At 38.9% G+C, this 26,194-nt stretch carries 23 protein-coding genes; 5 read left to right on the forward strand and 18 right to left on the reverse strand.

All coding sequences use genetic code 11. The features are described from left to right. Positions 1 to 35: 35 nt before the first annotated feature. Together ACX9YW_RS21005 and ACX9YW_RS21010 are read right to left on the reverse strand one after the other, a co-directional pair. Complete coding sequence (locus tag ACX9YW_RS21005) at positions 36 to 1,598, reverse strand: ATP-binding protein (RefSeq protein ID WP_460350235.1); 1,563 nt, start codon at positions 1,596 to 1,598, stop codon at positions 36 to 38. Beyond that, a complete protein-coding gene (locus ACX9YW_RS21010; protein ID WP_460350237.1) occupies positions 1,564 to 1,965 on the reverse strand; it encodes an ATP-binding protein in 402 nt (133 codons plus the stop codon). The genes ACX9YW_RS21005 and ACX9YW_RS21010 overlap by 35 nt, the downstream gene beginning before the upstream one ends. A gap of 150 nt (positions 1,966 to 2,115) precedes the next feature. Here ACX9YW_RS21010 and ACX9YW_RS21015 point away from each other — a divergent pair, with 150 nt between their 5' ends. Together ACX9YW_RS21015 and ACX9YW_RS21020 are read left to right on the forward strand one after the other, a co-directional pair. Further along, positions 2,116 to 3,438 carry a purine-cytosine permease family protein gene (locus ACX9YW_RS21015; protein ID WP_460350239.1) on the forward strand — a complete coding sequence of 441 codons (1,323 nt, stop codon included), beginning with the start codon at positions 2,116 to 2,118 and terminating at the stop codon, positions 3,436 to 3,438. A 163-nt stretch (positions 3,439 to 3,601) separates the two neighbouring features. Continuing rightward, positions 3,602 to 4,630 carry a threonine aldolase family protein gene (locus ACX9YW_RS21020; protein WP_460350241.1) on the forward strand — a complete coding sequence of 343 codons (1,029 nt, stop codon included), beginning with the start codon at positions 3,602 to 3,604 and terminating at the stop codon, positions 4,628 to 4,630. An 80-nt stretch (positions 4,631 to 4,710) separates the two neighbouring features. Here ACX9YW_RS21020 and ACX9YW_RS21025 read toward each other — a convergent pair whose 3' ends face one another. Then, positions 4,711 to 5,676, reverse strand: a complete 966-nt coding sequence (locus ACX9YW_RS21025) for an NAD(P)H-dependent glycerol-3-phosphate dehydrogenase (RefSeq protein WP_460350243.1) — start codon at positions 5,674 to 5,676, stop codon at positions 4,711 to 4,713. Positions 5,677 to 5,721: 45 nt separating this feature from the next. After that, entirely contained in the window at positions 5,722 to 6,291 is a 570-nt protein-coding gene (locus ACX9YW_RS21030) for a hypothetical protein (protein ID WP_460350245.1), read from the reverse strand. Positions 6,292 to 6,477: 186 nt separating this feature from the next. Here ACX9YW_RS21030 and ACX9YW_RS21035 point away from each other — a divergent pair, with 186 nt between their 5' ends. After that, positions 6,478 to 7,416, forward strand: coding sequence for an acetamidase/formamidase family protein (locus ACX9YW_RS21035; RefSeq protein ID WP_460350247.1), 939 nt, complete (start codon positions 6,478 to 6,480; stop codon positions 7,414 to 7,416). A gap of 40 nt (positions 7,417 to 7,456) precedes the next feature. Here the strand turns inward: ACX9YW_RS21035 and ACX9YW_RS21040 are convergent, their stop codons facing one another. From ACX9YW_RS21040 to ACX9YW_RS21080, 9 genes are all read right to left on the reverse strand, one after another. Next, positions 7,457 to 7,996 carry a GNAT family N-acetyltransferase gene (locus ACX9YW_RS21040; protein ID WP_460350249.1) on the reverse strand — a complete coding sequence of 180 codons (540 nt, stop codon included), beginning with the start codon at positions 7,994 to 7,996 and terminating at the stop codon, positions 7,457 to 7,459. A gap of 97 nt (positions 7,997 to 8,093) precedes the next feature. Next, the gene (locus tag ACX9YW_RS21045) at positions 8,094 to 8,492 is read right to left on the reverse strand and encodes a VOC family protein (protein WP_460350251.1); all 399 of its coding nucleotides are present in this window, start codon (positions 8,490 to 8,492) and stop codon (positions 8,094 to 8,096) included. Between the two features lie 67 nt (positions 8,493 to 8,559). Continuing rightward, the gene (locus ACX9YW_RS21050; RefSeq protein ID WP_460350253.1) at positions 8,560 to 9,165 is read right to left on the reverse strand and encodes an exonuclease domain-containing protein; all 606 of its coding nucleotides are present in this window, start codon (positions 9,163 to 9,165) and stop codon (positions 8,560 to 8,562) included. A 136-nt stretch (positions 9,166 to 9,301) separates the two neighbouring features. Further along, positions 9,302 to 9,799 (reverse strand): hypothetical protein, encoded by a 498-nt coding sequence (locus tag ACX9YW_RS21055; protein WP_460350255.1) that lies wholly within the window; start codon positions 9,797 to 9,799, stop codon positions 9,302 to 9,304. A 148-nt stretch (positions 9,800 to 9,947) separates the two neighbouring features. Next, entirely contained in the window at positions 9,948 to 10,493 is a 546-nt protein-coding gene (locus ACX9YW_RS21060) for a hypothetical protein (protein ID WP_460350257.1), read from the reverse strand. A 301-nt stretch (positions 10,494 to 10,794) separates the two neighbouring features. Next, on the reverse strand, positions 10,795 to 11,220 hold the full coding sequence (locus ACX9YW_RS21065; RefSeq protein WP_460350259.1) for a nucleoside 2-deoxyribosyltransferase: 426 nt from the start codon (positions 11,218 to 11,220) through the stop codon (positions 10,795 to 10,797). A gap of 276 nt (positions 11,221 to 11,496) precedes the next feature. Further along, the gene (locus ACX9YW_RS21070) at positions 11,497 to 12,663 is read right to left on the reverse strand and encodes a dipeptidase (RefSeq protein WP_460350261.1); all 1,167 of its coding nucleotides are present in this window, start codon (positions 12,661 to 12,663) and stop codon (positions 11,497 to 11,499) included. Positions 12,664 to 12,911: 248 nt separating this feature from the next. Then, positions 12,912 to 13,934 (reverse strand): electron transfer flavoprotein subunit alpha/FixB family protein, encoded by a 1,023-nt coding sequence (locus ACX9YW_RS21075; protein WP_460350263.1) that lies wholly within the window; start codon positions 13,932 to 13,934, stop codon positions 12,912 to 12,914. Then, on the reverse strand, positions 13,935 to 14,762 hold the full coding sequence (locus ACX9YW_RS21080) for an electron transfer flavoprotein subunit beta/FixA family protein (protein WP_460350265.1): 828 nt from the start codon (positions 14,760 to 14,762) through the stop codon (positions 13,935 to 13,937). It lies immediately after the preceding gene. Positions 14,763 to 15,114: 352 nt separating this feature from the next. Here ACX9YW_RS21080 and ACX9YW_RS21085 point away from each other — a divergent pair, with 352 nt between their 5' ends. Then, the gene (locus ACX9YW_RS21085; protein WP_460350267.1) at positions 15,115 to 15,459 is read left to right on the forward strand and encodes a hypothetical protein; all 345 of its coding nucleotides are present in this window, start codon (positions 15,115 to 15,117) and stop codon (positions 15,457 to 15,459) included. A 54-nt stretch (positions 15,460 to 15,513) separates the two neighbouring features. Here ACX9YW_RS21085 and ACX9YW_RS21090 read toward each other — a convergent pair whose 3' ends face one another. The 3 genes from ACX9YW_RS21090 to ACX9YW_RS21100 form a co-directional block, all read right to left on the reverse strand. Beyond that, the gene (locus ACX9YW_RS21090) at positions 15,514 to 16,872 is read right to left on the reverse strand and encodes an FAD-binding oxidoreductase (protein WP_460350268.1); all 1,359 of its coding nucleotides are present in this window, start codon (positions 16,870 to 16,872) and stop codon (positions 15,514 to 15,516) included. Between the two features lie 194 nt (positions 16,873 to 17,066). Beyond that, positions 17,067 to 17,831: a hypothetical protein gene (locus ACX9YW_RS21095; RefSeq protein ID WP_460350270.1), complete on the reverse strand. Its 765-nt coding sequence runs from the start codon at positions 17,829 to 17,831 to the stop codon at positions 17,067 to 17,069. Continuing rightward, positions 17,824 to 21,621 (reverse strand): DEAD/DEAH box helicase, encoded by a 3,798-nt coding sequence (locus tag ACX9YW_RS21100; protein WP_460350272.1) that lies wholly within the window; start codon positions 21,619 to 21,621, stop codon positions 17,824 to 17,826. Before ACX9YW_RS21100 ends, ACX9YW_RS21095 begins: the two co-directional genes overlap by 8 nt. Positions 21,622 to 21,942: 321 nt before the next feature. Here ACX9YW_RS21100 and ACX9YW_RS21105 point away from each other — a divergent pair, with 321 nt between their 5' ends. Beyond that, positions 21,943 to 23,160 carry an MFS transporter gene (locus tag ACX9YW_RS21105; RefSeq protein WP_460350275.1) on the forward strand — a complete coding sequence of 406 codons (1,218 nt, stop codon included), beginning with the start codon at positions 21,943 to 21,945 and terminating at the stop codon, positions 23,158 to 23,160. 49 nt (positions 23,161 to 23,209) lie between these two features. Here ACX9YW_RS21105 and ACX9YW_RS21110 read toward each other — a convergent pair whose 3' ends face one another. Together ACX9YW_RS21110 and ACX9YW_RS21115 are read right to left on the reverse strand one after the other, a co-directional pair. Beyond that, the gene (locus tag ACX9YW_RS21110; protein ID WP_460350278.1) at positions 23,210 to 25,531 is read right to left on the reverse strand and encodes a M20/M25/M40 family metallo-hydrolase; all 2,322 of its coding nucleotides are present in this window, start codon (positions 25,529 to 25,531) and stop codon (positions 23,210 to 23,212) included. 195 nt (positions 25,532 to 25,726) lie between these two features. Then, positions 25,727 to 25,951: a BBE domain-containing protein gene (locus tag ACX9YW_RS21115; protein WP_460350280.1), complete on the reverse strand. Its 225-nt coding sequence runs from the start codon at positions 25,949 to 25,951 to the stop codon at positions 25,727 to 25,729. Positions 25,952 to 26,194: the final 243 nt, after the last annotated feature.

Consider the following 26,194-nt stretch of genomic DNA (forward strand, 5'->3'; position numbering starts at 1 on the left):
ATTTGGACGATTGGAAGTTAGGCATATCGGATGGTTTACTTCATTTGGAATTGCCATTCGTTATAGTCTTGGATGGCTTGTTTTAATGTCCCCTTTGTCGCCACTTTTCCATTTAGTTCAATCCCCAATTCCACAATGGTATTGGTGATTTCAGGTCGGACACCTGTTAAAACGGCTTCACAACCTTGAATTCGAATCCCATTAATGATCTTGAATAGATGGTTTAATACACCTGTATCTAAAAATGTAACACCTGAAAGGTCAATAATTATGTATTTGATATTTTGCTGATGAATTTGCTCTAAGACACTTAATTGTATAACTTTCGCCCGTCTTGTATCAACCGTTCCGATGATAGGTAAGATGGCCATTGTATCGGACATGGGAATAATCGGAACATTTAAATCGTCAATTAACTCATTTTGTGCCTCTATGAGAAAGCTTTTGTATTCCGAAAAACTAGCGGAAAAATGTTTAATATAGGTATCTAAGTTATAGTTTATTAATCTTTCGATTTCAAAGACTTCTTTTATGCTTATCTCTTGATGGATACTATAATTATATTGGAAATCCCAATAGGTTTTGCGAAGAGATTGGAACCATTCTAGCTTAAGGAATAATTCCAAGTCTGATTTCGCCCAATTTTTCCCATGTTCTTTAGCGTGAAGGACTAAACCAAACTCATCCGCTGCATTTAATAAAGTGACAATTTGATCGGCTGAATTGATCACATACTCCGAGTCAATTTCTTTGATACCTAAAATATGATCGAATAAACCTTTCCCCTGCTCTTTAAGCAGTTCCATAAAACTCTTTTTATTCTCTTCGTAAAAATCACTAAATGTTTGATTTTCAACATATTGCAAGTTCAATTCTAACACTCCCAAATATCTATTCTCTTGGACAGGAAATTCAATCATGAAGCAGGTGCCTACCCCCACCTCACTTGTGACACTAACTTTTCCATTATGTTCGTAAATAGTGGAATAGACCTGGGTAAGGCCCATTCCTGTCCCAGACTCTTTTGATGTGAAGAAGGGAGTACCCAGTATTCCGAGTTTATCCTTCGGTATGCCTACTCCCGTATCCTGTATGGATAGTAACAACTTTTCATTTTTAAAATAGTGCTTAATCGTTATGATCCCCGCCTCGGGCATGGCTTCAAAGGCATTTTTTATTAAGTTAAACAAGGCTTTTTTTATTTGATTCCGCTTACCATAAACCGTAACATGAGTATCTTCAAAATATTTTTCTATTGAAACATGATAGACTTGATTTTGAAATAAATACAAGATTGCTTCTATTTCAGTTGTTAGGTTTATATTCGAAAAACTTTCCTCGTCTAGATCAGGCTTAGAAACATTTAACAGGTTTTGCATGGTTAACAGGGCATTTTCTAACTCATCAACAGCAATATCTAGGTAGGAATGAGGACGCTCTTCCTTTAATAAATGTAAAAACCCTTTAACAGTCGTTAAAGGGTTTCTTACTTCATGCGCTATTCCTGCCGCAATTTGACCCACTGCTGCTAAACGATCAAGAGTTATGTCATTCGAATAATTTTTACTTGAATAATTCATTTTTCCATTTAACAGCAACTATCTTCGTCCCTTCTTTAGAAGTTTCTATATGAAAATCATCCATTAATCTTTTAGCTCCTAAAAGCCCCTTACCTAGGCCTTTTTTCGAAAAACCAGCTTGACCATTAAGGATTTCATCCAACTGTATGATTCCCTTACCATAGTCTTGAACAATGACTTTAATCCCTTTAGATTTTATTGTTTCTAAATGGACAAGTCCATGAGTACCGGAATGATCAATAATATTACGGGAAAGTTCCGAAACGGCCACAATTACCTTTTGTGTATCAACCTTTGAAAATTGAAGTGAGCTAGCGAGAATCCGAATCGCTTTAATTGCCATTCTAATATCATTTTCAGAAGTTATTATAATCTTTTTAATCATATAATAATTATAAATCATTCATACATAGAGAAAAGTGCCTGTTTTTCAAAATGAATCGATAGAACTAGTTTTTGAAATATTATAATATAAGACTTAGATTATTTCGGTCTTAGAGTTTAAAAGAATGGTAATCCCATAGGAGGAGCATACATGGATAGAACAACGCTAGAAAAATTTGGTCTAGAACCGATACCTGAAGAAAAGAAAAGCACACGTTGGTATGAGTATGCGATTATTCAATTTTCTTTCTCACCAAATGCTGGCAACTTTCTTGTTCCTGCATTAGCTGTTACAGCTGGAGGACTGTCTTTTGGTTGGGCTCTTTTGTGTACAGTTTTGGGAGCTTCGTTATCTTTTTACATTGTTTCCGTAATGTCACAGCCAGGATCAAAGTATGGTATACCTGCACAATATGCGTTCCGTTCATTTCTCGGAATTAAGGGGGCAAAATATATTTCCTCCCCATTAAGAGCCATATCACTCATCTATTGGTTCGCTGTGCAGACGATTGGCGGAGCGTTAATTATTCAGGTGATCCTCAAAAAGTTAGGAGGTATGGCGATTCCACTTCTTCCGATTACTCTCTTCTTATCTATCTTTATGTCAGTACTTGCGATTATCGGATTTGAAGCAGTCCGAAAAATGACGAAGTATTGTTTGCCTATTATCATTTTAGGTGGAATGGTTATGCTTCTATTATTTATGATTTCTCCTATAGATGCCTTTCATTTTGACCAGGTATGGAATTCCCAGCAAGCGACCAACCAAGTATCATCGATGATTTTCTATGCGGGATTAGCCTTTGTTCAATATCTTGGAGGAGCGTGGAGCTCATCTGATTTAGCAAGATACGCAAAATCCGATCGTGATGCTCATTGGGGGATCATGATTGGTAATATTTTGGGATATTCTTTCACTGCTTTCATAGGGATTTATGCTGCGTTGGCAACAGGGAACTGGAATCCGTATGTAGCGGCAAACGACCTTACTCATTCTCAGCTCATTACATCCGTTATTTTTTTATCAGCTATGGTCAGTATGGTGTTAATCAATATGAATAATGCTTATTCAGGCGGCTTTAGTCTATTAAACTCATTTCCTTCTCTAGGCAGAATAAAAAGTACCATGCTTTTTTGTCTTCTTGGCATCTTGTTATCATGCTTCCCTGCTGTTGTCGACGAAGCTAAACAATTTATCTCCCTTTTGGGTGTGTTAGTCGGTCCCGTGATTGGCGTTAGCATCATAGAATATGTCTTTATCAAAAAACGAACTATTGACTTGTTCGTACTAAAGGGAGACTACCATTACAACCGGCGTGCCATGATTCTCATCATCTTAGGAACCATACTGGCACTTGTTCTGCCTCGTAATTGGCCGTCTGGTACCATTATTTTTGCATTCGTTTCAGTGATTTATTTTTTATGGTCAAAACACAAGGAGAAAGCCAAGCTGAAAAGCGATTTCACCTATTAAAAATATATGAGGTTAATAAGATAGTTCATAAATGATAGAATATAAAAAGGATTTTTCCTTCGGAGAACGAAATATAGTAAGATGAAAAGTAAGGAGATTACTAGACCAGTTATTTTGAAAGTATTCTCCTTCTCACCTTAATCTGAAAAGCGAGGTTTTATTCATGTATAGTTTTAAAAATGATTATAGTGAAGGTGCACATCCAAGAATATTAAATGCCTTAATCCAATCCAATTACGAGCAGGAGGATGGCTATGGGGCAGATCGATTTTCCCAAATGGCTGCAGAGCGGATCAAGGAATTAATGGGACGACCCGATTTAGATATTCATTTTTTATCGGGTGGAACCCAAACAAATCTAACGGCGCTCTCTGCGTTTTTAAGACCACACGAAGCGGCCATTTCAGCAACGAGCGGACATATTTCCACCCATGAAACCGGAGCTATCGAGGCTACTGGTCATAAGGTAGTGACGATCGAAACGCGGGATGGAAAGCTATATCCATCTCAAATTGAAGAAATCATCCTTCAACATACCGATGAGCATATGGTCAAACCGAAGCTTGTGTACATTTCCAATTCTACGGAAATCGGTTCGATTTATAAAAAAGATGAGCTAGTTGCCCTAAAAGAATTCTGTAAGGAGAGAAATTTGCTCCTATTTATGGATGGGGCAAGATTAGGTTCAGCCCTTTGTTCGGAAGAAAACGATTTGCAGCTACGAGATCTACCAGACCTCGTGGATGCATTCTATATTGGCGGAACGAAGAACTGTGCCCTTCTTGGTGAAGCTCTAGTCATTTGCAGTAGCGCACTTAAGGAAGATTTTCGTTTTCATATGAAGCAAAAAGGAGCTCTTCTCGCCAAAGGTCGTGTTTTAGGAATCCAATTTCTAGAACTATTCCGAGACAATCTGTTTTTCGATTTAGCCTTACATGCAAATAGAATGGCAAAAATATTACGTGATGAATTTGAAGGTAAAGGTTTCCCGTTTTTAACTCATTCACCGTCCAATCAAATTTTTCCGATTCTACCGAATTCACTGATTGAGGAGCTACAAAAGAAATATTCCTTTTATGTGTGGGCAAAAGTAGATGGGGAACACTCAGCGATTCGGTTAGTAACCTCATGGGCTACAAATGAAGGAACGGTACTGTCTTTTATTGAAGACATGAGAAGAGCAAGTATCTAACAAAAACAATGAATTCATATAATAACTACAATACTAGCAGTCCAAATTTATTTGGACTGCTAGTATTTTTTAATAAATGATTATTGAAACTCAAACTTTACTGGTCTCAGGAATAAATCTACTAATGTTTCCTTTGCACATTTATTTTCAAATAGAATCTCATATAAGGCGTTACAGATTGGAAGTTCTATGTCATACTGTTGAGATAATTCCCTTATAGCCTTTACTGTAGAAACACCTTCTGCTAGTTTTCCAAACCTTTCTCCTTCCACATAGGCTTGTCCAAATTTTCTATTATGACTATGTATCGAGAATAATGTTGCTTCATAATCACCTAAATGACTTAACCCGTAAACCGTTATATCATTTCCACCCATTGCACTTACCAGACGAGAAATTTCTCTTGTACCTCTTGCCATAAGCGAACCTTTTAAACTAGTATAGCCCAAACCATCTAACATGCCTGCCGCAATCCCCATAACGTTCTTCGTTGCAGCTCCTATTTCATTCCCGATAAGGTCTTGACCATAATAGAACCTGATTAAATCACTATTAAGTTCTTGTACAATCATTTTTGTCAAATCAACATTTTTCGAATCGATTACCATGCAATTCGGAATATCATTGACAAAATCTTGAACATGTCCTGGTCCAATCCAAACTGCCACATTCACCTTTCTTCCAATCTCCTCACTAAATACTTGAGAAAGTCTTTTACCGCTAGAGGCTTCCAGACCTTTCATACATAGAATGAAGGTTTTGTTTTCCGTTTCTTCTAATAAGCTTAATTGTTTGGCAAATGACCTTAATTCTTGAGCACTGATGGAAATGATGATTAATTCAGCAAATGAAATTGCTTGCTCTAATGAATGGCTTAATTCAATATTATCTGGTAAAGAGAGGTAATCATTCTTTCTAGTTTCTTTTAATCCAACAAAATTTCTTGAACTTTCCCTCCCCCATAACATGACATGATGCCCAACTTGATTGACATACCAAGCCATAAACGTTCCCCAACGCCCACAGCCTAAAACTGAAATATTCATGATATTCTCCTTTTTCATTTGTTATCCACAAAATGAATCGTTTTTTTACAATTGTACCAAACTTTTACCCATAGCCAATCCTTCCATCAATTTCTCATGAAATATCCATGCTTTTTGTGAAGGTGCTGTAGCACCAAGACATATAAACACTGGATCTGGGCCATGGGAGCCGTTATAGGTTACGACTAAATGCTTATAGAGTTTAACGGTGTTCTGTTCGTCACGAAAAAAAGATAATTGTGGGTTGAAAGGACGATTGCCCTCTGTAAATTCACTTCGATATTCGCTATATTCAGGGAGGTCTTCTAGATGTTTAACCTGACTAAAGGTGACAATAATATCCCGGGATTCGAAAAAAAGTAATACAAATTCGTAGGATAACCCAGCACTTCGGATTTCGGCTACTACATTTAGTTCTGGATGTTGATTCGAGAGGTGATAGATGGAGTCAAATACATAAGATGCACGCTGACGAGAAATAAAGTTTTTTTCGGTTAAAATATTCGTTTTTCCTTCTCTACCCTGATAAAAACGATTTAACCCATTTTTAATTCCATTTATAATCAATTGCTTTTCTGGACCACTTAGGAAGAATTCACTCGCAACCTGATCCATTCTATTCCCTCCTCTAGATTCAATGATACTAGTATTTTCCTATTCATCATCTGAAAATGTCAAGAAAATACTGAAAATTCAATGTAATAGCCTTTACTCCCTCTTTAAAAAAACATATCCCATTCCCTTCCAATCTACTAACTTGTATAATTAATTTAATGATAAGAATTTTAAAGGGGAATATGAATGATACATACAATAGAATTAAAGAATGAAAATCTTCACGGTTCATTTAGTAAGGATTATCAACCTATTTTAACAGTGAACTCCGGCGATTCCATTCGCTTAAAAACTCCTGACATTCAGTGGGGTTACGCTAACTCCAAGAAAGAAGATCGAATGATTTATTCATCTAGAGAGAAAGAGGATAAGCCTGGCCATCCGATGGTAGGTCCAATTGCGATTCGAAACGCCAAACCTGGAATGGTGTTGGAGGTAAAGTTAAATGATATCGTTCCCGGTTGGTATGGACGTAATTGGGCTGGGGGAATGAACAATTGGCAAAACGAAAAATTAGGATTAATAGATGTACCGAGGGTGCAATTGGATTGGGAACTAAATGCGACAACCATGACGGGTACCTGTCAGATTGGGTCAAAATCTTTTCATATCGGTTTACAGCCATTTATTGGCTTAATGGGTGTAGCTCCTAGCGAACCTGGTGCTCATTCTACTCCCCCACCCCGATCCGTTGGCGGAAATATAGATTGTAAGGAATTAGTTCGGGGCAGTAGTTTATTCTTACCCATTTCTGTAGACGAAGCCCTTTTTTCTATAGGAGATGGGCATGCTGCTCAAGGTGATGGCGAGGTATCGGGTACCGCAATTGAATGTCCGATGGAATTAGTGGACATTACTCTCATTGTCCATGAGAACATGGAATTATCTCTACCAATGGCCCATACACCTACTGGCTGGATCACCTTTGGGTTCAACGAAGATCTAAATCAAGCTACTGCTGATGCTCTAAATACGATGGTGGAACTAATCGCCCAACGGCATAATATCGAAAAAGCGGAGGCATTAGCATTAGCAAGTGTCGTTGTTGATCTTCGAATCACTCAAGTCGTAAACGGAGTAAAGGGTGTTCATGCCGTTTTGCCGCATGGGGCTATTCGATCATAATAAAGGGGCGGTCTATATCGGACCGCTCCCCTTGTTTACCTTATTTTAGAACATATCCCATTTCTATTCTAACTTCTCTCTTTTCGATATCATGGTTGGAATAACTCAGCCTATCAAAACCGGTTAGTTTGAATCCATGTTTCTTATAAAAATTAATCGCTGGGAAATTGGATGTCTGAGTTTCTAGTACCATTGCTCTAACACCTATCTCTCTTCCCCGCTTTTTTGCCAATTCTATTAACCTACTCCCTATTCCCTTAGCTTGCATCGATTTTTCTACATGAATATCCCATATTCGCAACACATTATTCCATTTTTCATGGTATAGGCTTAAAAACCCTACTTCGATATCTTGTGATTCTGCTATATAGTATTCCATTGGTGGCAACGTTTCATTGAAAATGTCAGTTTCTAAATATTTTTCAAACTTTTCGTTAAAATTCTTCGCCACTAACTCCATACTCCATCCATTCTCATTTTCTATTATAGATAGATCATAATATTGCTCGGAGCTATATTGATAGATTACTTTTTTGCCATTGGGATAATCTTCTTTCGTTATCCTCCTGATAGTGATCATTTGATCCCTCCTTCTACAAAACGAGTAAATATGTCTGTATTTAGAATTAATATTATAAGAAAAAGCACGAGAAGTTTCCCGTGCTCTATGTCATATTTTATTCTTGAAGATTTAATTGCCATGAAACACCAAATCGATCATTGGCCCAGCCGAACTTCTTACTGAAACCATAATTTCCGATTGGCATAAGCGCTTGTCCACCATCCAAAAGCTTTTCATAAAGCTTGTCTATTTCCACTTCGGTATCACAAGTAACATAAATGGAAAATGAAGGGGTAAAAGAAAACTGATGCTTAATATTACTGTCAATACACTTGAACTCTTGTCCTTTCAAGGAGAAAGTGGCAAGCATCACGGTTCCTTCATCTCCACTCTGATTTGGACCATAACGAACAATATTTTTAATCTCTGAATCCTCGATGAGCGTCGTATAAAAATTCATCGCTTCCTCTGCCTTGCCATCTTGGAACATTAAAAATGGTGTAACCTTTTGCACAATGAATCGACTCCTTTTTTGTCATATTTTCAAATTAGCATAGAACATTTCAATAATAGCCCTGTTTTTAACCTATGTATCCTTGAATGGTCGGTTGGTATTTTCTCATTGGTTTTTTGCTTATTAGATCCTTCATATAGAAGTCGCCTTGTGGATTTGTTTTCTTTAACAATTCCATTAAATAGGCTATATCATCCATGGCTCTATGAGTTTGAAAATTGGTAATTTGGTGGGCTTGAAGCAAGGTCAGAAGCTTGCTGTTTGAAAAACCGTACGATTTCCAAGGGATATTCCTCATACTACAGTACCATTTTAACTCATTTACTGCAGGATACATACGAAATAAGAAACTTCTATCAAACGAAGCATTATGAGCAATTGCTGCATCTGCCATGGCAAAATATTTCATAATTTTGTCATCCGGAAAGCTTTTACCCCGAACCGAATCAAAAGAAATTCCATGTATTCTGTATGCTTGGTCGTAGTTTTTCAATGCCGAACGCGAAATGGGTTCTCTTAAGAAAGAATCCTCTTCTTTAATATCTAAAATTTCCCCCGTATCACTGCGATAAGAAAATAATTTCATGGCCAACTCGATCATTTCGTCAGAATCAGGTCCCAATCCCGTTGTTTCCACATCCAACAACAAGCCTAATTTTTCATACTTACTCAATTTCATCCCACCTATAATGTGTACTCAATAAGCGTATTATATCAGAAAAAAGTAGCAAGTGGGCCATAGGGATTGGGGGGATTCTTCCTCTCATTCTTATTATCATTCCTGAGAAGTTAAGCATATCTACCTAAACTTAATTTTCACGTTTCCACCATTCATCAATCATTTCTTTAAAGATTTCATTTAAAGACTGCTTTTTTTGTTTATTTATCCATTCAACCTGGTTGATTGGTAGCTTTAATTTTAACCGAATTTCTTCATCCGGCATTTCCACATTTCTAATTTCTTCTAGCGTGATTCCCTCTTCAATATTCGGAAACGAAAAATCATTTTCATTCAATCTATTAATATCGGCATATTCCTGCCAATCATCAAGCTCACAGAATAAGTTTAATTGAGGCAATTTGCTAGGCAAAATCTTTAAATGCATAATAGAATGAATATTTCTTCCATTATCCAATTCTATTTCTATAATCAGATTTTCAAATTCTTTATGTTTTCTAACCGTCACTTCACTTACAACTAGATCTAATTGTAATGTCGATCCCGAATTTGATTCAAAAATATAAATAGCACTATTAAAAAAGTGAATACTTATACCATCTATTTTCACTGATGTTACACTAACCATAATCCGTGCCCCCATGAAGCCAAGTGTTATTTAAATAATAACAAGAATATAAGGGAAACTCCACAACAGATTAAGTGTAAGATTCGAATAATTAGGATGCAATGATAGCAGTTTTATGATAGGAATAAAGTCCGGTGTACGGGACTACTCAAAGAAACCTGTTACGATTATTTCCTTTTTGAATTCCTGTGAATATAAAGCATGCTATACATGCTACAGTTGTAACAATCAAACCAAATAGAAGCCCAATACTGGCCATAAAAGTATCCTCGCCTGGATATTTTGGTTCAAGAGTTACATATTTATAGATAAACCAGATAGTGAGAAAAAAATAAAAACTACTTCCTATGGTACCCATTTTTAAACGACCGCTACCTTCTCCTTGCCAAGAAAGATTCACCAGCAACCAGAAAAAAACACTTAAAATTACAGCAAGAAACATAATTAGTAAGTGAATAAATGGAATCGATAAATACTGAATAACTACTAGTAATCCCCCTGTCAAAAAGAATAAAAGTGCATTCATTAAAAATATAAAAATCCCAGCAAGCCAATAATGTTGAACCAGCTTACTTTTTTTCAATAAACTAACTAGTTTATTATTTTCACCTATGACAGAATTCATTCCATTACGAATAAGGACAAAAATGATTACACCCAAAAGGCCAAATATTAAAATGAATGAAAATCCCAATCCCTAACCCCTCCATGTGACATATTTTAATCTGAATGTAGTCCTTAGCATATTTAAGTTAATGTTATAATAACACTAACATTTATTGTTTTACAATAAATAATTAATGATTATTGTGATTTTTTTATCGATACAACACCAAATCCATGAACACAAAAAGCCAAACTAACCTAATATGGTACAGTTTGGCTTCTTAAACGTTATGATACTTCTTTAAAACCTACAGAGAAAAACCCTCTATACCGTAATGAAAGGTAATTAGACTGAAAATAGTGTAGAAAACTGCTGGGTGTATTTCCCTTTAACGCATTTCACCCGTATAGTATGAGCTAGGTAATTTTTCAAAGTCATAATCTTTGAGCTCTTCTAGAGTGATATTGGCGTGTGAACCTTCGTGCACCATTAGGTTACTGTTTTCACCTAAATGAACTAAAATAACTGGCTTGTTAGTCGCAAATGCGTAACCCATTTCCCAGGCCGTTCCACTGTCAGAGTAGTTACCATAGTATATCCCTACAACGATTTCAGCCCAATTTATGTACTTAACATCATCCATAAAGGTTTCGATTGACCATTGGCGAGATCCAAACTCGGCTTGATGGTCTGTTGGCTTTCTCATTGGCGAGAAAACGTTTAAACCTTTTTCTGCTAAAATTTTCTCCACTTGTTCCACAATCGCAATCTCTTTTTCATTAAAAAACGGACTTGCTAAATAAACCCTTTTCATTCCATTAAGCTCCCTTCATGATGTCTGAATCATTTTACTAAGCTATAGTCTATCCTATTTTTTCTATAACCACCACAATGTCAACTTCGAGCTATTCCCTAACACTTGGGCATCTTAAAATTTGACTAGTTTTCTTATTAATTTGCTACATCTACCAACGACTTTTTCAAAAAGGGACATTGTATCAATACCTCTTTCTATTCTTGTCAAAAAAAAAAATACTTGGTTAAATTGTTCAACCAAGTAAACTCGTTTCTATCGCCGGCAATAATTAGACTACCATATCTTATCTATCACTCTCATCCAGTTTCCGCCTAGGATTAGTTTGATATGTTCATCTTTATATCCTCTGCTCAATAAGCCTCTAGTAATATTGATTGATTCCGTGTACTGTTCAAATCCTACTAGCGCATCAGTGGTTGGTAATTTGTCTTCTTTCCGAAAACCTATTGTTGGAGCTATTTTGGTTGCAATCCATTCCTGAACAAATAGTGGCATATTCATCGGCCAATCTGTTCCAATACCCACGTGCTCTACTCCGACAAGTTTGACTAAATGATCCACATGATCTAAAAAGTCGTTCAAGTCTGGTCTTTCTTTTTCCTGATTAAGAAATTGAGGGACGGTAACGACTCCGATCACTCCCCCCGTTTTGGCAATTGCCTCTAAGGTGTAATCATCCTTCCCTCTTGCGTGGCCGCTTACTGATTTACAGGCTGTATGCGATGCAATAACAGGTGCATCCGAAATTTCACATGCGTCTAAAGTCGATTGTCTTCCAGTATGACCGGTATCAACAATGATTCCTAACTCATTCATTTTTTGAATAAATTTCACACCAAAATTGGAAATTCCGGCATCATTCCGTTCGGTACAGCCTGCTCCAACATGGTTATGCATATTATACGTTAATTGGATAACCCGAAGTCCGAATTGATACATCATTTCCAGGTTTGCTAAATCGGTGCCAAGCCACTCTGTATCTTGGGTTGTGACCATCCCCGCAACTTTTCCTTCTCTCTTTGCTCGGCGGATATGCTCCCCTTTTGTTGCTTTTACCAGCCAATCAAACGAGTCGAATTGATATTGTGCCTGTACTAAACTTTTTATCGAATCTTCCATTGACCGACTACCCTTACCGCCTGAAATTTGTCGATTCCCAGCCGTTATCCCAGATTGTAACCAACAATCTTTAAACTCTGGTAGTTTTCCCTCCGCAGCCATATTGATCGATTCACGTATAAAGCTAAATACATATTCATTGGGATCTTGGATGTGCTTTTCACATCTCTTTTTCAATTCTTCTGTTGCATCTTCGGTAAAATTAAGGGGGGACATTGGTCCCTGATAAAGCATATCTATGATGATGCTATCTTCATGTAAACGTTTCGCCCTTGCTTCTTGATCTGCCGTTAATTGAAAATCAAATAAGTGAATAGACAAGGTATTCCACTCCTTTTTCATTTAATAGATTAGGATGAAGGAAAATCTAAGGTGATAGCCATTGTGTTTGGACAGTAGGAGTCAGTTAGTGCGTAGTGGTATGACAAAAAAAGCGAAAGCTACAAAATTTTAAAAAATAAAGTATTTCCTTTAAATTATATAATAAATTTTACAGAAAATTCAATCAATAACTCTTATTAAAAAAACTTGGTTAAACATTATTAACCAAGTGAAGTTCTTTTCTATTATTATTTCATGATTTTATCCCTGGACAGGGCATGTTTAAATTGTTCGATTAAGATAGGGACGATTTCAAAGGCGTCGCCAACAATACCATAATGACAGTTTTGGAATATAGGGGCGTCTTTGTCCTTATTGATAGCAATGATTAAACCAGAATTTTTCATTCCGACAATATGCTGGATCGCACCGGAAATACCAATCGCAAAATAGATTTTAGGCGTGACCGTCACCCCGGTTTGCCCAACTTGGTGAGAATGATCAATCCAACCTGCTTCCACCACATCTCTGCTAGCACCAACCGCTCCTCCCAGGGTTTCTGCCAATCGATGGATTAACTGAAATCCTTCATAGCTCCCTAATCCTTTTCCCCCTGCCACAATAATGTCCGCTTCGTCAATTCTTACTTTCTTTACCGTTTCCTTTACAATTTCTAAAACCTTTGTCCGGACATCTTCTTCCTTTAGGGAAATCGTTTCTTCGACGATCTTACCTGTTCTTCCTGACTCAGGAGGCAGCGCTTTCATTACTTTCGAACGAACCGTTGCCATTTGCGGTCGATATTTTTTACATAAAATTGTTGCCATAATATTACCGCCAAAAGCAGGTCTACTTGCCAATAGTAAGCCCGTTTCCTCTTCTACATCCAGTTCGGTCGTATCCGCCGTCAATCCTGTTGGCAAATCGGTGGCTACCGCGCTTGCCAGGTCTTTCCCCGTAGAGGTGGCCCCAAAGAGAATAATTTCCGGTTTATGCTTATCCGTGCATTCTAGTAGTGCCTTCATGTATGTTTCAGTCCGATAATGTTTAAAGATCGGTTGATCATAGACATAGACAGTATCGGCTCCATATTCAAAAAGGGTTTTCGTTAAATGCTTCACATTTTCCCCGATTAATATCCCAGCCAATTCCACTCCCCGCTTGTCAGCCAACTTTCTTCCAGCACCCAATAGCTCGAGTGATACGGAAACAACCGAGTCATCCTTCTGTTCAATGAATACCCAAACACCCTTGTAGTCTTTGAAATCCAATTATCTTCCCTCCTTTGTTTCAAATAGTTCTTTCTTTTCAAGTACAATTGAAAGCAATTGATCGACTTGTGTTCTCGGGCTACCTTCCAGGATTGTGCCTCCGGTCGGTTTTGGCGGTGCCCATACTTTAGAAACAATCGTTGGCGATCCCTTCAAACCAAGTTGCTTGATGTCAATATCCTCTAAGTCATCTACTGACCAAATATGAGGCTGATATCTAGCGGCTTTAATCATGTTTGGAAGCGGAGAATACGGAACTTCATTGATGGTTTTTTCAACAGCAAACAAACACGGCAATGTGGAACGGACCACTTCGTATCCGTCCTCCAATTTGCGATGGACAACAGCATATCCTTCGTCTAGATTGATTTCTTCCACTTTGTTCACAGAGGTTAGCGGTGGGATATCGAGCCTACGGGCGATTCCAGGTCCAACTTGGCCGGTGTCCCCGTCGATAGACATTTTTCCACAAATGATTAAGTCCACTGGCTTCACTTTAGCTATTTTTTCAATCGCCTTTGTCACCGTGTAACTTGTTGCCAAAGTATCTGCACCAGCAAAGCGGCGATCTGTAATTAAATAGCCCTCATCTGCGCCAATTTCAATACATTTTTTAATCGCAGAAACAGCAGGTGGCGGTCCCATCGTGACAACAGAGACGATTCCACCATAGCGATTTTTTAGACGAACAGCCTCTTCCACTGCATGGGCATCATATGGGTTCAATATCGCAGGTGCCGTCCTCCGATCCATCGTGTTTGTTTTCGGATTCATCTTAATAATCTTCGTGTCTGGTACTTGTTTGATACAGGCTACAATATGCAGCATTAGACCCCTCCTTTTTTATAGAAGCACTTGGTTCTTCATTATCGTATCGATTTTTCACGTCAAAAAGCCCTTATACGCCCGTCTATATTTACTTTATTAAAAGAGAGGTCGAAACATTCGAATTTTCTGAAAACCTTATCCACTTTCACTGAACAAAAAAGGAGGAAAAGCCTACCTCTATAACAGAATCGAATAAACAAATCCCTAAACACAAAATAGTATCTTAGAATTCTTAACTATTTCGAAATTTTCATATAAAGGTAGCAAAAGAACCTATCCTAATGCTTCACATGCTTCACTTTTGGGCATATAGTATAGAGATTTTAACACAATAGAAGGGGAGAAAATGTCAATGAATTCCTATTACGAGAATATGAGACCACATGGAGGTGGCGGACATGCATCCTGGGGGGGTGGCAGCGGGCATGCCAGTTGGCATCATCATGGAGGCACCTATCCATCCTGGGGGCATGGAGGAGGACCCAATTATTGGCAGCATCATGGCGGTGGTTATCCACACTGGGGGCATGGTGGGTATTGGCACGGAGGAGGCTATTCTCCTAGTGGATTTGGAGTAGGTGCTTTAACTGGAGCAGCATTAGGTGCAACATTGGGTGCGGCAGCCTCTCCAACTGCCTATCCATACCCAGTTCCTTATCCATCTCCGTACACTAACACTTATTATCCTCCATACTAAACGCTTGTTAAGGAAAGGAAAAGGGGAAGGATGCTATACCCTTCCCCTCTATCTTTATTGAATATTGTGGTTATGTCGGAATCGATTTTCCGGATCGTATTTTTTCTTGATTTCTAGTAGTCTTTCAATATTTTCTTGGTAGGCATTCGGGACAGCATTTTCATTTTCACCAATCCCATTCAAGTAAGAGGCTTTTTTATGCGAAAATGGTAGTAACCCTCCATAGACGGAGTCAACCCATGTCTTACAAACTTCATCGTCCCCTGACATGGCCATAATATCAACTAATAAGACATACTTGGCATCCCGAATCGCAAATGGGGTCGCTGTTTTGTCAACACGGTTCATCTGGCCGCCAAGCGCCCAAATTTGTACTAGCGAACTCGGTGCAGGTGCGTTGTTTATTTTATTAATAAGTGGGTCTAAGATTTCATCGGTTAACTCATCGAAATATAGCGAAGTCCCATAAACACGAACGTGATTTGGAACCATTGGATCTAATTTCTTCTGATACTGGGCAAAAGGTACGACACCTGTTTGGTCGACAATCGGCGTGGCTAATTCCCGAAGTGGCTGCAAAATGGCTTCTCCTTCTTTCACATCTCCAGCGTATACGCCCATTACCATGAGCACCTTTTTAAAGTGTAAGAATTCTGGCAAAAATGGTGCAGGTGGCAGTACCGCAGCAGTTATGTTAATGGATACGGCTTCATCAGGAGCTTTTTCTAGGAAGTTTTGAGCGTTAAGGAGAATTTGTTTGGCATCGGAAAAATCATACATCACGTCAAGGCCGAAAATTTGCGGACCAACTTTATGTAGTGCAAACTCAAACTTCGTCACAATTCCGAAATTTCCGCCTCCACCACGAATGGCCCAGAATAAATCAGGATGACTTTGATTATTTACATCAAGGGCACGACCATCTGCGGTAACGACTCTCGCTCCAACAATGTTATCACAGGTTAAACCGTATTTTCCTCTTAAATAGCCTAACCCACCACTTAATGCGAGACCAGCAACCCCTGTTTCTGAAACGGTCCCAGTCGGTACGGCGAGGCCATACTTTTGCGTCTCTATGTCGATATCGCCGAGTGTCGCTCCTCCCTCAACTAAGGCAACTTGCCTCATTTCATCTACGGTAACCTTCCTCATCTGAGACAAGTCTATCATTAAACCACCTTCGCAAACAGCAAAGCCCCCGACATGATGCCCTCCACCACGAATAGAGATGGACAATTGTTTGTCATTGGCAAACTGAACAGCTGCCACGACATCATTCTCCGACTCACAAACAACGATGGCTGCCGGTTTTTTATCAACGGCCGCATTCCAAACCTTTCGTGACTCCTCAAAACGATCATCCCCTGGCAGTAACAAACGACTACCTATTTGCCTTTCAAGCACATCGAACATCCTAGATCCACTCCTTTTTAATGGGAAAATAAACCCAATTACAATATACCATTAAAATTTTTATAATAGTCTAACTTTTTTGTAAATTTTTAATGACAATGAAAGGTTATCCTAAAAGAGGATAACCTTTTAAATAGACCAATATCGTTTCACTTATTTTCCAATTTCCCCATGTAAGATAAATGAATTCTACTTTACCCAAGAACTTCTTCCACTACCATCCACTTCTCCCGCCATTCTAACCGTTCTTTCTCTTCAATTTGTTTTTCAAGCTTGTCATCCCAGCGTCCAAGCCATGTATTCCAGACTCTTGCATAGAAGATGTCTTGCTCTTTATTATAAATTTGAAATTCTAGGAATGGGATTTGTTCAATCTTCTGTTGCGTAAAGCTATTCATTTCGGCTACCACTGTTTGATAGCCATCTTCATCAAGCCTATTTTCCCGTTCAGAAACCACCTCTAAAACTCTATCTAGAGTAGCGAGGTAATGATGATTGGCATAGCGAAACAATGGCAATGTTTCTAGGGTTTCTGGCAATGGTTGGGCCATCGCTTGCCAAAACTCATCATGAACGGGGCTATGTGAGATGAATGTTGACTCTTCCTCCATATCCTCGAGAACAATCCCTGTTGTTAGCTGGTCACGCCCTAAAGAAGTAAGTTGATACGTCTCCTTTTCTAATCTAACCAAACCCATTCTCTGCATTTTGATTAGTAAATCGTCAATGAACAGCTCTTCCACCAGCAACAACTCGGACAAATTGGCTGCTCGACGGATTTCGGCCAGTTCAAAAGTAAGCAAGATCATTTTCATGAGAATGTCCATTTGCTTTCGCCTTACTCGTTTAAAGGTTACGTTATAGGATAATATCGGTAGATACCATTGTAAGGAATGCTTGATTTCAATTGTCGGATTTTCAAGTAAGTTTTTACGCAGTAACTTTTTTAATTTATCCATACAAACTCACCTCTTCAAGCGTTCGATGACCCTCTTGTCTTTTCACTGCTTCCAATACGTTTGTGTACATCTGTCGTGTTTGCTTCTGTTTTGGTCGCTCTGTGAACATCTTCGTGCTCCCAATTAACACAAGCAACTCTCTCGCCCGCGACAAGGCTACATTTAGCCTACGGTAATCTTTGGCAAAACCGATGTCATCCTGCTTATTGTCATGATTCCGCACCATACTTAGCACAATCACATCCATTTCCATCCCCTGGAACCGATCGACTGTCCCTGTCCGAATGGTTAAATGCGGTAAGTGAAGCTCCTGTTGGATCATTCGGTCGATTCTTTTTACTTGTTCGCCGTAGAAGCTAATCACGCCGATACTTTTTTTCTCATCGGCACTCATTCTTCTAGCTTGCTTAGCCGCTGAAACTGCTTCATCCAATTCCGTCAGCAACTCTGCAATTCGCTTTAATTCGGCTTGGTTATATAGGCTTTTTCCGCTTTTCATTCTTTCTTCAAAAAACGCAGGCTCATTCGGCATATCTAGCCATAGTAAATGATTGCTGCGATGTATGTGTGCTGACTCTAGTTTGTGATCCCGTTCCAGATTGGAGTCCGTCAATCCACATTGTAGGCCGCCGTTATCCTGTTGATAAAACTGGCTAATCGTCCCCATAATCGATTCGTGCATCCGATATTGAATTCCAAGCATCGTTTTATGGCTATTCGGCAGATTTTTAAACAATCTTTCAAACAGCGACTCATGTAAAAGCTGTTTTAATTCTGTTTTTCCAGCAAAGTCGTTACTTTCTTCTGCCATTTCTTGAAGCGTTTCCTCCAGTGTATCGTCTCCTAATAGAGGTGGTAGCTGATGGTGGTCGCCGACTAAAATAATCTTTTTCCCTTTTAACATCGGCAAAAGAAGCTCAGGTGGAGTCGCTTTGGATACTTCATCAATAATGACTACATCAAAAATCGGGTAGCTTTCGATAAAGTCCTTGCGAGCGGATGCCACACAGGTTGTCCCGATCACATTGGCATGCTTTACATAGAGCTTGCGAATTTCATTGAGGTCGTGGTCATTCGTATCCTTAAGCAAGGATAGCCACTTCCCTTGAATGGCCTGAAATAATGGAAGCTTCTGCTTTTCCTGTTTTAACTTCTCACGGGTAAAAGAAACACTCGCTAAATCTCGTAGAACAGTTTCATGTTCCTGTTCAGGTGTCGTTGAAATGATATCATGTAAAGGAAGCAACTCTGCTTCCTTTTCTCCAAGGTTATATTTCAACTCGGCAAGGCTGGCTTCCTTTTGTGTCCAGTTTCGTTCCTCAACTAGCTTCTGTCCGGTAACTTCTTCTCTCTTTTTTACATTCATTTCAACCCGAGACATCGTTTGTCCATGTTGTAACTTCATTTTTTCCAATTCATGCAATCTAGCTTCAAATTCTCGAAGTACCTCTTTACTATTCGGAATGATTTCTGCAGGCGGCCCCATTTCCTTTTGTCTGTTTTGTAAGGCAAAAAGTTCTTGGTTAGCTACATCATTTGCTCTTTGCCATTTTTGCAGAATCAGCCGATGATCCTCGTGAGTAGCTTGAAGCTGCACTAGCATTTCCTGTTTCAAATCTTGAAGCAAAGCATGTGCCGTCCGTACATATACCTCAAACGGCTTGAGCCGTCTGCCTTTGTGCCAAATAAAATGCCTTCTACTATATAAACCTTCAAGAAAAATGACTAATCTTTGCAGATTCATTTTTGTATTTTGCTTTAATTCACTTCTCAACCTATCTAAGAATTGATCAATTTCCGAAGAGCTCGTTTTGATAGCTTGCACATTCTTCATTCGCTCCTGTAGTTGGTACATTGGCATTTTCTGTGTATCCAATAAATGTTCCACATAGGCAATCGCTCGGTTTAATTTGTCATTATAAGCCTTTAGTTTATCTAGCTGGCTAATTTCGTAGCGGATGCCTTCGATTTCTTCAATACCTTGCTGTATTCTTTGCGTACGGTTTAAATTGACTTCTAAAATCATCCACTTTAAGTTGTCGATTTTTTTAGCGGAAGTGATTCTGCCCAATAGCGCTTCGTCTTGAGTCACAGCTAATTTCCATTTTTCCGATTCCGCTGAGATTTGTTCAATGGATTGTTTCTTTTGAAGAATCTCTTCTTCAAGCTCTTGGTAGTTTACACTTTTTTGTAGTCGAACCAATTCTTGCTGCTTCGCCTGTAGCTCTTTTTCAATGGTTTCCACGTCTTGCAAATTCGCTAAGAACTCTTGATCCTCTTCAATTGTTTCCGTTAATAGACGAAGCGTCTGCTCATAATCTTGTATTTGCTGCTTTATTGCCTGCTCCTCGTCAACAGCAGTTTGCACATCTTTTTTTAACTTAGTGAGGGTAGATTGTATTACACTGTATTGCTGTTCTGCCACTTTTTTCGTGGCAATGTCTTCCTCTACTCTCACTAAAACCTGCTGGAGTCTTTCATACTCCTGTTCATTCGTTTGCCATTCTGCCACCAATTCTTTTTCCCGTTGTTTACGATTTTCAAATCCATTCGACACTTCCTGTAGCGTATGGTCCTTCCAATATTGACCAACATTTTCTTCGATGAACTTTTTGCCATCTTCTTCAATGCTTTCGGTACGTCCAACCCGAAGTATCCGAATATCCTTATTAGCCAATAAACGACCAAGCGCATTGTCTACCGCTAAATTGGATTGAGAAGCGACCAGAGTGCGCAGACCCGCCTTGGCATTTTGCAGGCAAATTTCCGAAATGACCGTTGTTTTTCCTGTTCCAGGCGGCCCTTGAATGACATATAAATCTTCAGCCGACATCGCACCAATGACAGCTTCTCGCTGATACTCGTTTAGTCGATTGTGAAATTGCAAAGTTGCCCGTGTTTCCACTGATTTGACAGGCGGCTTATTTTCAAATAAGAGTCGTTCAAGCTCTGGATTAGCCGCCAAGCCATTTTCCAGTTGCTTAAATCCTTGCCTTAATCGCTTCACCTGACTTAAGGCTGCAAAGTTACTGAAAACGACTTCCCTTGGATGTACTTCAAGCTGCTGCCTTCTGGCCCGTTCCTCCATATAACTGTGTAATTCCACTTCGACAGATGCTGCTGAACGATTTGCTTTTAGTACTTTACCAATATCTTGGTCCATTCCTTTAAGCTTGACACTTAAATCCTGTAACAGCTTCCATTCATTATCCTTTAACTGGCATCCAGTAATCGTAACCCGGCTAAAATTCTCATTGAAAATCAGCCTTGAATAACGAGAAGTCATATCAGGAATATCCGCTGTGCGCTCTTGAATTTTCAAGTAACCTTCCCAACTGGAAATACGCTTTTTAACATACGTTGAACTTTCCTGCATGACCGGCATGCTGTGTATCAAGTCTAGCAACTCAAGGGGGACGCTTTCACTGTGCTGGACGTTATATTCAAACGTCAACTGGGCAGGTCGACGCCAGTTGGACTGCACAGGGAAATGCGCCCCTCTAGTCGTTACATTTGTTGCGACAAACCGATCCTGCTTCACCACACAATGAAAAACCATGACCTGTCTATTACAAACATCGGCTATTCTTTCATTCATCTCATTATCAAAAAACAAAGCAACCGAAACAATTCGGTCTGCCGACTGTGGGTATTTTTCTATATATACATGAAACGATTTTTCCAATAAAAAAAACGTTCGCTCATCCACCCCGAGCTCCCGCATCTTTTCCTTTGCCGTATTGGTCAAAGTTATCGGACATCGGTATGTCCCATTCAGCTTGTTTACCATATGTCCACCTACTTTATCAACACCAAGACTTTCGAATGGTTTTTACTAGTCCATTCACTGCTACTTTTTAGATTATAAATGAAATATAAATACATTATTGAATTATAGCATACTAGTTAGTTATTTGAGAAAGGACCATTTCTTTCCTAGGCCCTATGCCTATTCTCTATGCTCTTTGGCGTCTAAGTGTTAATACTTGTAACATCTTGGGCTACAAAAAGAATCTGTTTATGCTATTATGGAGGATATGAAAAAATCAGCAAATTTACATTATTGATTGTCTTTCAATGGACAATTAAAGGAACGGGACGAGGATGAAAGATGAGTAGAGTTGGCTCAGAGGTACAAGTAAACTATTATTTAGCGATGAACGGGATATTTACCTTTGCCATCGGGCTGTCAGCCATTTTTTTAAATATATTTCTGTGGAAGCTTGATAAAAGCTTTCAGCTCTTGGCCATTTATAATTTAATCATTGCCATAGTCATTATTGTCAGTTTCCCAATTTGCTCATGGATTGCCAGAGTGAAGGATCCTATTTTTACCATTCGGGTTGGATTTTTGTTTTACATGATGACCTACGGATGCACCTTATTGTTTCGAGATCATTTAGCCCATTATATTGAAATCATCAGTGTGCTAATGGGGCTGGCGATCAGCCTATTTGCTGTTGGCTCCCATATTGCTATTTTAGACATGACTGAAAATGCAACGAGGGACAAATTTCTATATTTGCAAGGATTTATCGCTTCGATTGCGGGTATGCTTGCACCCTTAATTGGTGGATATTGTATCGAACAGTTTGTCGGTGAAACAGGTTATTATATCGTTTTCTCGATAAGCTGCTTCTTAATGGTGATTGCCATCCTTCTTTCTTATAAAATTCATACCCTTCCCATTATGAGAAAAAGTCAATTTTGGGAGGTCGTCAAAACTCCTACCAAAAAATGGAAAGGCATGGTTCCAGTCATGATAGCTGACGGAATTTTTGGTGGCGCGTTTGAAACCTTTCTCATTGCCATGATGACCTATTATATTTTAGGAAGTGAGCTTAATCTAGGGATTTTCCAATCACTATCTAGCATCGTAGCTTTAATGGCATCTCTTTTGTTAGCACGCTACTCCAAGCCTACAAGGCGATTATTGATTTTTTCCACGGGTGCTTGTCTTATCATGCTAATATCTTCCTTATTAGCCTTCCAACCAGTGTTCTTTGCACTTGTTGTTTTCAGCATTCTGTACCCAGTCGGGAAAAATATGATTTCCACAACCATGTTCTCTTGGTTATATGCGGCTATTGAAGCAGACCCAAATTATAAGGAAAGACGATTGGATTATATCGTTTTGAGAGAAATTCCATTAGGACTTGGGCGAGTGGTGGGGATTGGTATTTTCCTACTACTTCGTGAATTGGGATCGGTTGACAGCGTATTAGAAAATTCCTTCATTGTCTTTCCATTAGTGTTCGTATTCATGATTCCGATTGTTGCTCTTAATTGGAAGCATGAAAGAAAGCTTCCCATGGTTACTTATAGATGACTTCTAAAAATGAAACTAGCCAAAGGAAGGATTCCTTTGGCTAGATTATCTAATCCCGTATCGTCTTCATAACAAATGCATTATCTCCATACGTACTATATTCTAATGGCCGTTCACCCTTTAACTCAGGAATAGAATAAGAACGGTCGGCAACAATCCATTCCATTGAATCATTAGCATCAACGGTTATCTTTACCTTCATTTCACCCACTTGGCCAACAACATAGTTGATGAGCAATGGCTCTTCTTTTGAGTATTGATCTTGACTTAATTTTATTTCCTTATTATCAATCAGTAATTGTGAGACCTTTAAAGCTGATAAAGATTGCAACAATAATTCCTCAGCTTGCCGATTTGTTTTGATCAGATATTCAATCGTCCGCTTTCCATCTTCAACATCGTCCGCCACAATCGTTACATTGGGAGCCTTCATATCATAAAGGTCAGCCTTCGCATACTGTGCATTCCATTTGATAATTGGAAAGATTTCAGAGATGCTGCCCTTTTTAACATCTTCACTAATATAATTTGACGTATAATCGTCAAGCGGATGTCTTGCCACCCAATAGGCCTTGTTTGTATCTTCGTTCATGAAATAACTAATATCGCTTGCTTTTTTGTGTTCAATTGTCGGCATATTAAGGATGCTGATACTATTGACAACCAGGAACACAAGGCCAGCTAGTAAAAATTTTGATGGCATGACCCAATTCTTTTTGATGGTTAACGTACTAAAAATCGGAACAAGTAATGATCCAATCAGTGCGACAAAAACCATTAGTACACTTGCCATTGACATCGAAACTAACATTTGAATCATGTAAATAACCGGAATTAGAATCAACAAAGCGGGTACCGCAAAGCCAACGGTTACAAGATGACTTTCCCAAGATCCCTCTTTTACTCTCATCCAAATATTGACCCCAATTAGAGCAAAGAACAATGGCCAGGTAAATACATAACTACCTGCCTGGAGAAGAATGCCAGTTGCTACGACTAGGATTAGCCATAAGAATAAGGCTCCCAATGTTAAGCTACCCACCATCACCTTCTTGCTCGTCCATTTATAATACATATTGATAAATGCAAAAACAATCAAAGAAAAACTAATTAAGAAGGTCGTACCGAATGTATGAATCGTCCCTAACATCCATTGCTTCTCACTAAAGATTAATGTAAGGATTTTCCATAATCCCAAGCCAATTCCGAAAGATCCAATTAATGCACCAAGATTGATGAGTAGACCTCCGAACGTTCCTCGAATCGTTAGTTTTTTACGTTTATACCCGTGTACGATTGTAATCATAAAAAGCAGCACCACCAACAGCATAAACGGTACTACTAGTTTTTCAGAATATGTAATCATTTTAGACCCGAATATATTAAAAAAGAGTTGATTTCCCTCTCTTGCTTCCGTTAAATCTAATTGTCCAAAATGTTTTGTTAAAGAAGTCATATATTCGCCATGATGCTGCAAACTTTCTTTGCTTAGCTCTTCTAAGTTATCGCTTGTCGTATGATAATGGCTAACACCCTCACCAAAGGCAAAGTTCAATCCATTTAAACCAGCTTCTTTAAATACAGTGAGATCGGTATCATTAGGCATGATTTTATATAAGTTATAGATAAAGGAATGTGAAACAGGTGTTGGTGCCGCTTTCACAAATTCTTTCACTAGCCAGCCATTATGATCACTCGTTTCAAACATAAAAGCGGGTCCTTCATTTCCACGTGCTTCAAAGTTCAACACTAATCCGACATCCTGCACCGATGGATGGGCTTCAACAAAAGCTTTTGCCCCAAGCAAGCCATTTTCTTCACCATCTGTCAGCAAGATGATGACATCGTTTTTTAACGGTTGATTTTCCTTTAAGGCCCTAACTGTTTCTAAAATCGCGGCAACGCCAGCCCCATCATCCGATACACCTGGTCCACCAGGTACAGAATCATAATGGGCAACCAACATAACGGCTTTGCTCGAGTTGGTCCCATCGATTTTTGCGACAATATTCTCTACAGTTCCACCTGCAACCCATGCTCGAGGTTCCCTTAGAGAGGTCGCTTTCTGAATTTCAGGGCTCAATCCTAATGCTTTAAGCTCTTGAACGAGATAATCTCTTACTCGATCATGTTCTTTTGAACCAAGCGGATGTGGTGCAACAGCAAATTCCTCTAAATGCCTTAAGGCTCTTTCTGCTGAAAACTCCGTTGCTTCCCCATCACTTGAAACCACTTTTGGCGATTTCATTTGCATGAAACTAATCGCAATGGATAGCAAAATAATCCCAATAACAGAAATAAATATAAGGACAGATTTCTTTGTGTCCTCGCCTAGCGGTCGACTTGTTTTGGTAGATGGTACCGTTTCCAACTACTACTCCCCCTTAAAATGGAAATATAATTAAATTCTTCCATATCAGTATATAATGACCACCTTACTTTAAAAAGAATTTTCTGAAAAAAATGTAGAAAATTGGCACTAGATTAGCACAAATACGAGCATGACCACTTAATTAGAAATAAAAATAGCCAAAGGAATGGTCCTTAGGCTATGAACTGTCGCATCCTATTTATTTATATTGTGGTTATGACGGAGGCGATTTTCAGGATCATATATTTTCTTGTTTTCTAGTAATTCTTGATAGTTTTCTTTGAACGCTTTGGTTGCGGCTCCATCCGTTTCGCCGATCCCGTTAGCTGCTTTTTCTTTGCGGTTTTGGGGTTGAGAGCGGTCCTCAACGCCAGTTTGCTGCTTTTTCTTGATGGTTTTGGCATTGAGAGTACTCCTCAACGCTAGTTTGCTACTTTTTCTTGGTAATTTTGGCGTTGAGAGCACTCCTCAACGCCAGTTTGCTGCTTATCTCTTGCTAGTTTTGGCGTTGAGAGCACTCCTCAACGCCAGTTTGCTGCTTACTCTTGCTAGTTTTGGCGTTGAGAGCACTCCTCAACGCCAGTTTGCTACTTTTTCTTGATGGTTTTGGGGAGTGTAAATTATTTTGTGTAAATGATTGAGTTACAGAATCTAAGACTATAA

The organism is Pseudoneobacillus rhizolycopersici, assembly GCF_054786815.1.

Excerpts from the sequence above, each read along its gene's own strand:
- ACX9YW_RS21025 (WP_460350243.1), bottom strand. The coding sequence starts at position 5,676 with ATGAATATTTCAGTTTTAGGCTGTGGGCGTTGGGGAACGTTTATGGCT.
- ACX9YW_RS21010 (WP_460350237.1), bottom strand. The coding sequence starts at position 1,965 with ATGATTAAAAAGATTATAATAACTTCTGAAAATGATATTAGAATGGCA.
- ACX9YW_RS21065 (WP_460350259.1), bottom strand. The coding sequence starts at position 11,220 with ATGAAAAGGGTTTATTTAGCAAGTCCGTTTTTTAATGAAAAAGAGATT.
- ACX9YW_RS21030 (WP_460350245.1), bottom strand. The coding sequence starts at position 6,291 with ATGGATCAGGTTGCGAGTGAATTCTTCCTAAGTGGTCCAGAAAAGCAA.
- ACX9YW_RS21090 (WP_460350268.1), bottom strand. The coding sequence starts at position 16,872 with ATGTTCGATGTGCTTGAAAGGCAAATAGGTAGTCGTTTGTTACTGCCA.
- ACX9YW_RS21085 (WP_460350267.1), top strand. The coding sequence starts at position 15,115 with ATGAATTCCTATTACGAGAATATGAGACCACATGGAGGTGGCGGACAT.
- ACX9YW_RS21100 (WP_460350272.1), bottom strand. The coding sequence starts at position 21,621 with ATGGTAAACAAGCTGAATGGGACATACCGATGTCCGATAACTTTGACC.
- ACX9YW_RS21035 (WP_460350247.1), top strand. The coding sequence starts at position 6,478 with ATGATACATACAATAGAATTAAAGAATGAAAATCTTCACGGTTCATTT.
- ACX9YW_RS21055 (WP_460350255.1), bottom strand. The coding sequence starts at position 9,799 with ATGGTTAGTGTAACATCAGTGAAAATAGATGGTATAAGTATTCACTTT.
- ACX9YW_RS21040 (WP_460350249.1), bottom strand. The coding sequence starts at position 7,996 with ATGATCACTATCAGGAGGATAACGAAAGAAGATTATCCCAATGGCAAA.
- ACX9YW_RS21095 (WP_460350270.1), bottom strand. The coding sequence starts at position 17,831 with ATGGATAAATTAAAAAAGTTACTGCGTAAAAACTTACTTGAAAATCCG.
- ACX9YW_RS21080 (WP_460350265.1), bottom strand. The coding sequence starts at position 14,762 with ATGCTGCATATTGTAGCCTGTATCAAACAAGTACCAGACACGAAGATT.
- ACX9YW_RS21020 (WP_460350241.1), top strand. The coding sequence starts at position 3,602 with ATGTATAGTTTTAAAAATGATTATAGTGAAGGTGCACATCCAAGAATA.
- ACX9YW_RS21015 (WP_460350239.1), top strand. The coding sequence starts at position 2,116 with ATGGATAGAACAACGCTAGAAAAATTTGGTCTAGAACCGATACCTGAA.
- ACX9YW_RS21105 (WP_460350275.1), top strand. The coding sequence starts at position 21,943 with ATGAGTAGAGTTGGCTCAGAGGTACAAGTAAACTATTATTTAGCGATG.